Source organism: Myxococcus xanthus (genome assembly GCF_013116825.1).
In the GTDB taxonomy this organism is placed as follows: Bacteria; Myxococcota; Myxococcia; order Myxococcales; family Myxococcaceae; genus Myxococcus; species Myxococcus xanthus_B.
The window spans coordinates 1-11,211 of the sequence record NZ_JABFNS010000203.1 but is presented as its reverse complement, the minus strand read 5'-3'; the positions used below and the strand labels follow the sequence as shown (position 1 = coordinate 11,211).

The window sequence follows — 11,211 nt, the reverse complement described above, 5'->3', positions numbered from 1 at the left end:
CACCGCCCCCACGCGCGCGGCGCCGCCCCCGAGCCCACTCGTCCCACCGCGCACCGTCCGGCGGCTCGGAATCGAGCCAGGGTCGGCGGAGGACTTCCTCCAGCGCGCCGTGCGGCTGGAGCGCGAGGGCCAGGTGGACCGGGCCATCGACGTGCTCACACGCGCCATCGCCCAGGTGCCCGAAGCCGCGGTGCTCTACAGCAAGCTGGCCCTCATCCTGGTTCACCAGCGCAAGGACTACCGGCGAGCCGTGGAGCTGCTGGAGCGCGCGGTGGCGCTGGAGCCGCACCATCCCGTCTTCCAGCAGAACCTGCACAAGGTGACAGGCCTCGCGGCGGCCGCCCCCGGCCCTCGCAAGGAAGAGAAGCGCGGCCTCTTCGCGCGCCTCACGGGCCGCCGGAGCTGACCGGCGCCGTGCCAAGGCTCATGTCAAGCCGCCCTCCAGCAGTTGCTCCGCCTCCTCGAGGGAGAAGGCCAGGTAGGCCTCGTGCCCCACGTTCCGGCTGCTGCGCTGGAACCGCACCGCCGCCATCGCGGAGCGCCCCACCACGCGCACCACCCGTCGAAAGCCGCGGACCCGGGCCGCTTCGACGACGCGCTCAATCTGCCCCGAGCCCGACTCCGGGAGCTCCGTCACGCCCGTCAGGTCCGACAGGATGTCGAAGCCCGGCCGGAGCCGTTCGAGCGCGCGCAGCGACGCATCGCCAATCTGGAGCGCTTCCTCCTCCGTGACGACACCCCAGAGGCGGATGACCAACCGGTTCTTGCCAACGAGCGCCTCGACCGAAAACACAGGGCCACGACCTCCTGGCATTACCCGTTGTCCCTCCGGAGACACTCTACCCTCCGAATGGCGGACATTTCCAGGATTTCGCGTCCCGACACTCCGCGTACGGCCTCAGATTTCGGCCACGCCTTCCCGCTCGGCCCAGCCCTCCAGGCCGTTGGGCAGACGGATGCGGACGAAGCGGCCCGTCTCTTCGAGCAGGCGCACCTTGAGGCCGGCGTGCACCTCGAAGATGGAACGGGCGCCGGGCTGAGGCAGCTCGCGCGCCACCAGCGTGGGCGCCAGCACCACGGCCTCGTGCACCGTGGCCCCCACGTAGGCGTGCGTGGCCACCAGCAGCCCTGACGGCACCGCCACCGCGAAGAGCAGGACCGCCAGCACGCCCACCGCCGTCCGCCGGCCCCGCCCCAGCAAGCGCCAGAGCAGCACGAGGACGAAGGCCGCCACCCAGGTGCCCAGGAAGGTCCACGCCACCACCGGGCCGTCCGTGGCCGCCGCGACGCGAGGCAGGAAGGCGTCTTCCGCGGTGGCGCCCACCACCTTGTCCACCTGCCGCGCCCGGGCCACGGAGAGGTTGGCTTCCAGGTCCGGCGCCTGGCCCCCTTCCTTCCGCGCCTGCTCGAGCGCCAGCACCGCGCGGCCCAAATCCCCCTGGGCCAGGTGCGTGGTGCCCAGGTTGTAGAGCACGTCGGGCCCGCCCTGGCCGTTCGCTAGCAGCTTCTCGTAGCCCTCCTTGGCCGCCGCGTAGTCCTCATTCGCGTAGGCTTCGTTGGCCTTGAGGAAGATGTCCTGCGCCTCTTCCGGCGTGTAGTAGCCGCTCACGCCCAGCCCTCCATGGCCGCCGCGGCGGCATCCATCACCTTCTGTCGCTCGGCCGGGTCACCCCCGCCGCCGTAGCGCCCGAAGTCGCACGCCTCCAGCACGAAGAGCACCTTGGCGCGCCGCTCCGCATCCGCGCCCCCCGCCGTCAGCTTCTCGGCGAGCACCTCGCGGGTGAGCCCCACCACCGGCATGCCCAGCCGCGCCTCCAGGAAGCCGTGCAGCGCCTTCTCCACCTCGCCGTAGAAGGCCCCCACGTCCCCGCTGGACTGGAGCTTCTCCGCGTCCGCCAGACGCTTGCGCGCGGCCTTCGCCTGCTGACGCCCACGCCCCGCCTCGGAGCGCAGCGCCAGCCGCCCGCGCACGCCGCCAATCAGCGCCACGCCCAACAGCAGCCCCAGCGGAGCCAGCACCGTCGGGACAAAGAAGCCCCGCTTCCAAACCGGCACGCCCGGCGCCTCGAAGCGGGCCTGGTAGCGCACCGGCCGAAGGCCGCCCGCCGTCAGCACGTTCTTCTGCTCGTTGGCCTGGTCCGATGAAGCCTGAGGCGCCCCCGAGGCGATGGACGATGCCCCGCCCGCCCCCGCCTCCACCGTAATCGTCACCGGGTCGGTGCGCGCCACCTCGTACTTGCGGGCGCGCGGGTCGAAGTAGGTGAACTCCAGCGCGGGCAACGTGAAGCTGCCCGTGCGCTGCGGCATCACCAGGTACTCCATCACCCGCCGTCCCTGCACACGGTGGCGCTGCGGCGACACCTTGTCCGTCGTGGTGGGGTCATAAATCTTGAGCGCGGCGGGGCCCTTCAGCGCGGGGGGCGTGACGTTCTTCACGTTGCCCACCCCTTCCAGGCTGACCTTCACCGTGACGGGCTGGCCCAGCTCCACGCGCGTCTGGGACACGTCCATGGACAGCCGCCAGTTGCCGACGTGCGCGTTGGGCATGTCCTCCGGCCCACCCGGCGGCAGCGGCTTCACCTTCACCTTGAGCGCGTTGGACACCCGGTGCACGCGGTGGCCAGCGAAGAGGAAGCCGGTGGTGATGTCCGCCTCCGCGGGGGTGATGGACAGCGTGCCGGACTTCACCGGGAAGATGGCGCGGCGGCGCAGCAGGTAGGCGCGGTACGGGATGCCGTCCACCACGCGCTGCTCGCCCGACAGCTGCGTGGGGCTCTCCACCTCTTCCGTCCAGAAGCCCTCCAGCTTGGGCATGGTGACGGCATCCACGCTGGACAGGTCCACGCGCGAATAGATGTAGAGCGACAGCGTCACCTGCTCGCCCACGTACACGTTGTCCCGGTCCAGGCTGGCGCGCAGGAAGAGGTCGGAGTCCCCCCGGGGAATCGTGGGCCGGTCCGGCTCCATCATGTCGCCGAAGGCCTCTTCCATCTGCTGCATCTGCGACTGGATGCTGGAGAAGGGGTCCGGCTGCCGGCCACCGCCACGCCCCGCCTGCCCCGGGGACGGCGCACCGCCCACGCGGCCGGCCCTCACCGTCAACTCCACGGGCTGCGTGCGGTACGTCTTGCCGCGCACCGTGATTTGCGACGGTGGAATCTTGAGCCGCCCCGCGCGCGTGGCCTGCATCACCAACACGTGCCGCGTGACGTCCTGGATGACGGCGGGGCCACCGCCCGACAGGGAGATGGAGCGCTGGCTGCTGCGTGAGCTGGAGAGGATGGAGAAGTCCCCCGACTCCGGCAGCTTCACCTGCGCGTTGGCGGGCGCGTCCACGACCACCACCGTGAGGCGGAAGGTGTCCTCGGTGCCCACCTCCTCACGGTCCGCCGTCTGGTAGAAATCGAGGTCGTCCGAGGCCGCCCACGCTGGCGCGGTGGCCAGCAGGGCGAACACGGCGAACACCACGCCGAGGGCGCTACCAGTCCTTCTCATTCGGCTTCCTCTGCTTCTTCTTCTGCTGGAACCGCCAGAGCTGGAGGTTCTTCTCATTCTGCTTCATCGCATCCAGCAGGCGCTCCGCCTCCTGCCGATCCAGATCCGACTGGCTGGAGCCACCGTCCGCCTCGGATTCCTCCGAGTCTTCTTCTCCCGCGCTGCCGCCGTCGCTGCCACCGTCCTGGGGCTCGCCCTCTCCGTCGTCCTGTCCACCATCCGCGCCGCCGTCCGCGCCCCCGTCGCCCTTGTCCGGTGGGCCCTGCTCGCCGCCGTCCGCGCCTCCGTCAGAGCCGCCGTCGCTGCCACCATCCCCGTCGCCACCGTCAGCACCGCCGTCCATGCCGCCATCGCTGGCGCCACCATCCGCGCCGCCGTCGGCACCGCCGTCCGAGCCACCATCGGTGCCACCGTCCTGGGGCGTGCCGCCGTCGCCCTTCGTGCCGCCGTCCTCGCCGGCATCCGGGCGCCCACCGTCACTGCCGCCGTCGTTGCCACCGTCCGTGCCGCCATCCTGGCCCTTGTCCTGCGGCGGCGGCAGGTTGCGCAACACCACCTCGTAGTTGTGGCGGGCCTGCACGTCCTGCGGGTCCAGCGTGAGCGCGCGCCGGTAGGCCTTCAGCGCTTCCTGCCGGTCTCCTGTGGTCGCATGCAGGTTGCCCAGGTTGTACCAGGCCTTCTGCCGGAGGTCGGCGCGGTTGGACTCCGTCACCGACTGGAACAGCGCCTTCGCATCCGCGATGCGCCCCAGCTTGGCCATCGCGTCCGCGCGATTGAAGTCCACCGTGACGTCGTTGGGGCGCTCCTTCTTCGCGGCCTCGAACGCCTCCAGCGCTTCCTCGAAACGGCCCGCCGTGTAAGCCTCACGGCCCTGCTCCACCAGCGGGTGGCCCCGCTCCAGCGGCCCCGCAGCCCACACGGGCGACGGCAGCGCCAGCGACGTCACCAGGCCCCATGTCAGCCACCGCGCCGCGCGCGTCCTCGCGGCGCTCATGGTGACGGCCTCCGGCGCGACGACGGCAGCAACAACATGCCCAGCGCCAGCAAGGCCAGCCCCGGGATGGCGAACGACTGGAAGCGCTCGTCGTAGCGGACCGTCACCCGGCTCTCCAGCTCACTCTTCTGCATCTGGTCGATGCGCTCCACCACCTGCGACATGGCCACGCCACGGGGCTGGAAGTAGAAGGTGCCCCCGGTGGCCTCGGCGATGGCCGTCAGCCCCGCCCGGTCCAACCGGGTAATCACCGTCTCCCCCGCGGCGTCCTTCTTGTAGTCCACGAACGCGCCGCGCCGGTCGAAGACGGGGATGGGCTCACCGGACTCCGAGCCCACGCCCACCGCCAGCACCTGCACGCCCGCATCCTTCAGCGCCTCGGTGGCCTCCGCCACGTCGCCGACCAGGTCCTCGCCGTCCGTCAGCAGGACGACCACGCGCTCCTTCGAGCCGCGGTCCGCGTTCTCCAGCACCTGCCGCGACAGCCGCAGCGCCGCGCCCACGTTGGTGCCGCCCTGGGGCATCACCTCCGGGTCCACCGCGCGCAAGAACAGCTTCACCGCCGAGTAGTCCGACGTGAGCGGGGACTGGATGAACGCATCACCCGCGAACACCACCAGGCCCACGCGGTCGCCCTTCAGCTCGTCCAGCAGCGTGGTCAGCTCCAGCTTCGCGCGCTCCAGGCGGCTGGGCTGGATGTCCCGCGCCAGCATGGACTTGGAGGCATCCAGCGCCACCACCACGTCGATGCCGCGCCGCTTCGTCAGCTCGCTCTTGGTGCCACACTGCGGCTGCGCCAGCGCGAAGCCGAAGAGCGCCAGCCCCAGGCCGTACAACCCGCCCTGCGTGGCCGGACGCCACACCGACACGCCCGGCGTGAAGCGCTCCGCGTGGCGTTCATGCAGCAGCGCCCGCACGCGTGAGCCGCGCCGCAGCGCCCCCACCAGCGCGAGCAGGCCCAGCGTCATGCCCGCGAGCACGAACAGCAGGAAGAGGGGCTGCGCGAGCCCCGCCTGGTAACCGAGCACGGTGAAGCGCCAGGGTTCCACGGGCGTCACGGGAAGACCCTCAGGAAGGAGGCGCGCAGGAGCAGCTCCAGCGCGGCGAGGCCGAAGGCGGCCAGGAGGAAGGGATGGAACTCCTCGCGGTAGGTGGCGCTGGCGCCGCCCTCCATCAGCTTCGAGCGCTCCAACGAATCGAGCACCTTCTGGAGTCCCTCTCGCAGCTGCTCGGGGTCCGTGGCGCGGTAGTACTCGCCGCCGGTGCGGTCCGCGATGTCCTGCATCAGCTCCGGGTTGATGGGAATCTCCGTGTCGCGCCACACGGTGTTGCCGAACAGGTCCGTGCCCTGCGGGAAGGGCACCTTGCCGCCCTTGCCCACCAGAATCGTGTAGATGGGCACCTTCAGCGCCTGGGCCATGTTCGCCGAGTCCATGGGCGAAATCTTCCCGGAGTTGTTGTCGCCGTCGGTGATGAGCACCACCACCCGGCTCTTCGCCTCCGAGTCCCGCAGGCGGTTGAGGGACGTGGCCAGCGCGTCGCCAATGGCCGTGCCGTCCTCCAGCACGCGCGTGCGCAGCTGCTTCACCACTTCCTTCAGCACGCCGTAGTCCAGCGTCAGCGGCGCCTGCGTGTACGCCGCGCCCGCGAACACCACCAGGCCGATGCGGTCATTCACCCGGTTGGCGATGAACTCGCTCAGCACTTCCTTGGCGACGTGCATGCGGTTCTGCGGACGGAAGTCACCGGCCTCCATCGACGTGGACAGGTCCAACGCCACCACGATGTCGATGCCCTCCACCGACAAGTCCCGCACGCGCGAGTCACGCACCTGCGGCCGGGCGATGGCCAGCACCGCCGCCGTCACCGCCGCCACGCGAAGCAGCGGCAGCAGCGGCAGCAGGTACGCGCGGAAGCCGCGGCCCCCCCGGGCGAAGACATGCGCCGCGGAGAAGCGCAGCGTGGCGCGGGCGCGCCGCTCCCGCCACGCCTGCCAGAGCAGCAGCGGCACGAGCAGCAGCCCCCAGAGCGCCTCGGGGTTATTGAACGCGGGGAGCGGCGGCATTGTCGGGAGCCTGGGGCGGCGGTGGCGGAACGTACGTCGTGTCGATGAGCGAGTAGCCGAAGGCCAGCGCGTCGCGGCAGGCGTCAGCGGAGGCATCCGCGCGTGCGTACTTCACCATGTCCGACTCGGACACGAAGCGCATCAGCTTGTCCTCCGGCAGCCCTGGCGTGGACATGCGCCGCAGCGACGCCATCAGCTCGGAGCTGGTGCACTCCAGCGCCTCGAAGCCGTAGCGCTCGCCCAGGTAGCCCCGGACGATTTCGGACAACCGGAAGTAGAAGTCCTTCACCCGGCCGCGCGAGGGCAGGTCCTCCGCCTTCAGCGCGTCCAGCGCCTTGCGGGTGCGCACGTCCAGGGGCAGCACCGGCACCACCTCCACGTGCTTGGGCCGGTTCCTCCACCAGCGGAAGAGCACCCACGCCAGCAGCGCCGCCGCCAGCACGCCCAGCACCGTGAGCACCAGGCGCCACGAACGGATGGGCACCTCCTCCGGCGGCTTGTAGTCGAAGAGGTCCGCGCCCTGCCCCTCCGCGTCCGGCGGCAGCGTGGCCGTCACGTCCACCGTGCGGCCCGGCACCGTGAACGCCTTGGGCCCCTCCGGCGTGGCCACGTCGAAGGGCAGCGTTGGCACCGCCACCGCGCCCAGGGCGAAGGCGGACATGCGCACCCGGAACGTGGTGGTCGCAGAGTCCTGCCCGTCCTGGCGCTGGCGCGTCTGGTCCAGGAACTCGAAGTCCCCCGTCTCCTGGGGCACCTTCAGTTCGTAGCGGTGGTCCTTCGGATGGGTGATGACCACCTCGTAGACGAAGGGGTCACCGATGCGGACCTGCTCCGGCTCCAGCCGCACGGACAGGTTCCGCGGTTCGACCTGCTCCGTCGTCGCGGCCGCCGGTGCAGGGGCCGGAGCCTGGGCCCACGCCGGAGCCGCCACCACGAGCCACACCGCCAACAGGGGGATGAGCCGCTTCATGCCGCCATCCTCCGGGCCCGCGCGCGGAAGAAGTTCGCCAGCGCCTTGCCGTGGTCATCACCCGCGCGCAGCTCCACGTGGTCCAGCTCCAGCTTCTTGAACAGCTTGCGCCGCTCGTCGCGCGCGGCCTGCATGGCCCGGGCGAAGCGGCCCCGCACGCGCGGGTCGCTGGTGTCGACGACGAAGCGCTCGCCCGTCTCCGGGTCCTCCATGTCCACCAGGCCCAGCCGAGGGAAGGCCTCCTCCAACGGGTCCGCCACCACCACCGGCACCAGGTCGTGCTTGCGCCCCACCAGTCGCAGCGGCTTCTCGTAGTCGTGCGCCTGGAAGTCGGAGATGAGGAACGTCACCGCCTTCCGCTTCGCCACCCGCGTCAGGTAGTTGAGCCCCGCGGCCAGGTCCGTCCCACGCCCCTGCGGCTGGAACGTGAGGATGTCGCTCACCAGCCGCAGCACGTGCGTGCGGCCCTTGCGCGGCGGCACCACCTTCTCCACCCGGTCCGAGAAGAGGACGAGCCCCACCCGGTCGTTGTTGGCGATGGCGCTGAACGCAATCTGCGCCGCGACCTCCGCGGCGATCTCCGACTTGGTGCGCTCGCGCGAGCCGAACTCCTTCGACGCGGAGACGTCCACCACCAGCATCACCGTCAGCTCGCGCTCCTCGGTGAAGACCTTGACGTAGGCCTCATCCATGCGCGCGGTGACGTTCCAGTCGATGATGCGAATCTCGTCACCGGGCTGGTACTGGCGCACCTCGGAGAAGGCCATGCCCCGGCCCTTGAACACCGAATGGTACTGGCCGGCGAGCATGTCGGAGACCACCTTGCGGGTGCGAATCTCCAGCTTGCGGATGCGGCGGATGAGGTCCTTGGGAAGCACGGGGCGCCTGGCGGGCTCGAGGAGGAAGGGTCAGGGGACTTCGACGCGGTCGAACACGCGCTGGATGATCTTCTCCGGCGTGAGGTCTTCCGCCTCCGCCTCGTACGTCATGGCGACGCGATGGCGGAGCACGTCGAAGGCAATGGCCTTCACGTCTTCGGGAGTGACGAAGCCACGGTGGCGCAGGAAGGCATGCGCGCGCGCCGCCTGGGCCAGCGCGATGGTGGCGCGCGGCGAGGCGCCAAACTGGATGTAGTCCGCCAGGTCCTTGAGGCCGTACTTGCCGGGCTCGCGCGTGGCGAACACCACGTTGAGGATGTACTCCTTCACCTTCTCATCCATGTAGATGTGGTGGACGAGCTCGCGCGCACGAACCAGGTGCTGAAGGTCGATGACCCGCTGGGCGCGCGGCGACGAGCCACCGGACATCCGGTCCATGATGACCTTCTCTTCGTCGCGCGTCGGGTAGCCCACCTTCACCTTGAGCATGAAGCGGTCCACCTGCGCCTCGGGCAGCGGGTAGGTGCCTTCCTGCTCGATGGGGTTCTGCGTCGCCAGCACCAGGAAGGGCGCGGGCAATGGGAAGGACTGGTCGCCGATGGTGACCTGGCGCTCGGCCATGGCCTCCAGGAGCGCGGACTGCACCTTCGCCGGGGCGCGGTTGATTTCGTCCGCGAGCACGATGTTGGCGAAGATGGGCCCCTTGCGGACGGTGAAGTTCGCCGCCTGCTGGTTGTAGATCATCGTGCCCACCACGTCCGCGGGCAGCAGGTCCGGGGTGAACTGGATGCGCATGAAGGTGGCGCTGAGCGAATCCGCCACGGTGCGCACCGTCAGCGTCTTGGCGAGGCCGGGCACGCCCTCCAGCAGCACGTGCCCGTTGCACAGCAGGCCGATGAGGATGCGCTCCAACATGTAGCGCTGCCCGACGATGACCTTGCTGGTTTCCTGGTTGAGGACCTCGACGAAGCTGCTTTCCTGCTGCACGCGTTCGGTGAGCGCGCGAATGTCGGTGTTCATGTCGCCTCGTGTCGGACTGGCGGCGGGCAGCCTAGGGTTTACAGGGTATCCGGCTCAACACCGCTGAGGGCCGCGCATTCCAGTATGTTGCCCGCCCGTCCGCCCCTCCTGGAGTGTCCTCCCCATGTACCACTCACAGCCGCCACGCCAACCCCTGTTCCACTCCCGGCGGACGCCGGAGTCGAGGAAGGCGGCGTGAAGCCCCCCTCGGTGGGGCCAGTGGAAGCCGCGCTGCTGGCCCAGCTGGCCCCGGCGGTGGCCGCGACGGTTCACTGGTTGCCGGGCGGCGGGGCCGTCCGGGTCCTGGAGGCGGGCGCCGGCCCCACGGTGGTGCTGCTCCACGGGCGAGGCGGCGCGGCATCCCAGTGGTTCACCTACCTGACGGTGCTCGCCCGGAGCCACCGCGTGCTGGCGGTGGACCTGCCGGGCTTCGGCATGTCGTCCACCCCCGAAGGCCCGCTGGCCACCGGCGAGGACGCGGCGGCCTTCTTCACCGCCCCGGTCGAGGCGCTGCTGTCCCAGCTCGCCCCGGGCCCGGTGGCCGTGGTGGGCCACTCGCTGGGCGGGCTCGTGGCGCTGGAGCTCGCGCTGCGCGGCCGGGTACCGGTGGAGCGGCTGGCCCTGGTGGATGCCATGGGCCTGGGCCCGGAGATGGCGCGAAAAGCCCGCCTCTTCTTCCGCGCCGGTCCCGAACGGCTGGCGCGCTCGCTGGGGCCATGGGCCTGGGCCCGGCTGATGCCGCCGCCCCCGACGCCGTTGGGTGAGCGGCTGGGCGCCCTGGAGTACGAGCTGCTCACCCGCCCGGGCGCCAGCCCTGACGCCACGCGGGCCTTCAACCGGCTCGTGCCCGTGGTCGGCCCTGTCTTTCATCGCGCGGAGAAGCTCGACGTCATGACGGCGCCGGTGCTGCTCGTCTGGGGCGAGCACGAGGACACCCTGCCCGTCTCCATCGCCGAGCAGGCAGCACGGCGCCTTCCCCAGGCCCGGCTCCTGCGCCTGGACGCGGGCCACAGCCCCCACCAGGAACGTCCGGAGCGCGTGCTCCCGGAGCTGAAGGCGTTCCTCGCCGCGCCCCACGAGCACTAGCGGACGCACGGCAGGCCGGCGCCCGATGACGTTCGGGAGACACGGACTGGTCCGGCGGTCGGAGCCCGTCCTGGCGGCGCTTGTCCGGGCCTTCCCGGATGGCGACCGTCCCGCTGTGTCATCCAGGGACACCGCCGCCAGGGAGGCTGCCATGAATCACAAGACGCACGAGCGCCATGACCACGTCCATGCCAAGGGCTGTGGCCACCCCGCCATCCAGCACCAGGACCACGTGGACTATCTGCACGACGGGCACCTGCACCACCCACACTCGGACCACACGGACGAGTGCACGCTCGCCGAAGACGCGCGCAACCCCGCGCAATGCACGCCGCAGCATGCCTGTGGTGCCCATGAAGCCACGCACCGCCACGGCCCCTCGTGTGGCCACGCGGCCGCGCCGCACGGGGACCACGTGGACTATCTCGTGGACGGCCACCTGCATCACCCGCACGAAGGCCACTGCGACGACCACGGCAAGGTGCAGGTCCTGAGCTGAAACGGAGACGTGGCGGAAGACCTCTCCCCCCCGAGAGGCCCCGCCCGTCTTCACGCAGGACAGAGGCGTGCCGTCTCATAGCGGGGTGCGGATGAAGGGAGCAGGCGGAGGGTGTTGACGGAGTGAGGAGGTATCGCCTGCTATGTCCGGTACGCATTCGCTCGACCTGCGCGAGCGTGTCATCGCAGCTTGGCAAGGGGGCGA

Annotated in this window: 12 protein-coding genes; 3 read left to right on the top strand and 9 right to left on the bottom strand. The window is 70.6% G+C overall.

The features are described from left to right. The coding region (locus HNV26_RS35135) for a tetratricopeptide repeat protein (RefSeq protein ID WP_366817095.1) at nucleotides 1–406 on the top strand (406 nt) is incomplete at its 5' end. Between the two features lie 18 nt (nucleotides 407–424). On the opposite strand, the gene HNV26_RS35130 is transcribed toward HNV26_RS35135, so the two are convergent. The 9 genes from HNV26_RS35130 to HNV26_RS35090 all read right to left on the bottom strand — a co-directional run bounded on the left by HNV26_RS35130 (nucleotide 425) and on the right by HNV26_RS35090 (nucleotide 9,422). Further along, nucleotides 425–793, bottom strand: a complete 369-nt coding sequence (locus tag HNV26_RS35130) for a hypothetical protein (protein ID WP_366817094.1) — start codon at nucleotides 791–793, stop codon at nucleotides 425–427. Nucleotides 794–898: 105 nt separating this feature from the next. Continuing rightward, nucleotides 899–1,609: an SH3 domain-containing protein gene (locus HNV26_RS35125; RefSeq protein WP_141592645.1), complete on the bottom strand. Its 711-nt coding sequence runs from the start codon at nucleotides 1,607–1,609 to the stop codon at nucleotides 899–901. Next, nucleotides 1,606–3,495, bottom strand: a complete 1,890-nt coding sequence (locus HNV26_RS35120) for a BatD family protein (RefSeq protein WP_171452979.1) — start codon at nucleotides 3,493–3,495, stop codon at nucleotides 1,606–1,608. Before HNV26_RS35120 ends, HNV26_RS35125 begins: the two co-directional genes overlap by 4 nt. Beyond that, nucleotides 3,479–4,489 (bottom strand): tetratricopeptide repeat protein, encoded by a 1,011-nt coding sequence (locus HNV26_RS35115; RefSeq protein ID WP_090490233.1) that lies wholly within the window; start codon nucleotides 4,487–4,489, stop codon nucleotides 3,479–3,481. Before HNV26_RS35115 ends, HNV26_RS35120 begins: the two co-directional genes overlap by 17 nt. Further along, the gene (locus HNV26_RS35110; protein ID WP_171445351.1) at nucleotides 4,486–5,547 is read right to left on the bottom strand and encodes a VWA domain-containing protein; all 1,062 of its coding nucleotides are present in this window, start codon (nucleotides 5,545–5,547) and stop codon (nucleotides 4,486–4,488) included. The genes HNV26_RS35115 and HNV26_RS35110 overlap by 4 nt, the downstream gene beginning before the upstream one ends. After that, nucleotides 5,544–6,554, bottom strand: a complete 1,011-nt coding sequence (locus tag HNV26_RS35105) for a vWA domain-containing protein (RefSeq protein WP_011555616.1) — start codon at nucleotides 6,552–6,554, stop codon at nucleotides 5,544–5,546. Before HNV26_RS35105 ends, HNV26_RS35110 begins: the two co-directional genes overlap by 4 nt. Then, on the bottom strand, nucleotides 6,529–7,524 hold the full coding sequence (locus tag HNV26_RS35100; protein ID WP_171445350.1) for a hypothetical protein: 996 nt from the start codon (nucleotides 7,522–7,524) through the stop codon (nucleotides 6,529–6,531). The genes HNV26_RS35105 and HNV26_RS35100 overlap by 26 nt, the downstream gene beginning before the upstream one ends. Next, a complete protein-coding gene (locus HNV26_RS35095; RefSeq protein WP_090490236.1) occupies nucleotides 7,521–8,402 on the bottom strand; it encodes a DUF58 domain-containing protein in 882 nt (293 codons plus the stop codon). The genes HNV26_RS35100 and HNV26_RS35095 overlap by 4 nt, the downstream gene beginning before the upstream one ends. 30 nt (nucleotides 8,403–8,432) lie before the next feature. Then, complete coding sequence (locus HNV26_RS35090; RefSeq protein ID WP_171445349.1) at nucleotides 8,433–9,422, bottom strand: AAA family ATPase; 990 nt, start codon at nucleotides 9,420–9,422, stop codon at nucleotides 8,433–8,435. Between the two features lie 195 nt (nucleotides 9,423–9,617). Between HNV26_RS35090 and HNV26_RS35085 the strand changes: the two genes are divergently transcribed. Continuing rightward, nucleotides 9,618–10,508, top strand: coding sequence for an alpha/beta fold hydrolase (locus HNV26_RS35085; protein WP_171445348.1), 891 nt, complete (start codon nucleotides 9,618–9,620; stop codon nucleotides 10,506–10,508). 151 nt (nucleotides 10,509–10,659) lie between these two features. Continuing rightward, a complete protein-coding gene (locus tag HNV26_RS35080) occupies nucleotides 10,660–11,007 on the top strand; it encodes a hypothetical protein (protein WP_171445347.1) in 348 nt (115 codons plus the stop codon). Nucleotides 11,008–11,211: the final 204 nt, after the last annotated feature.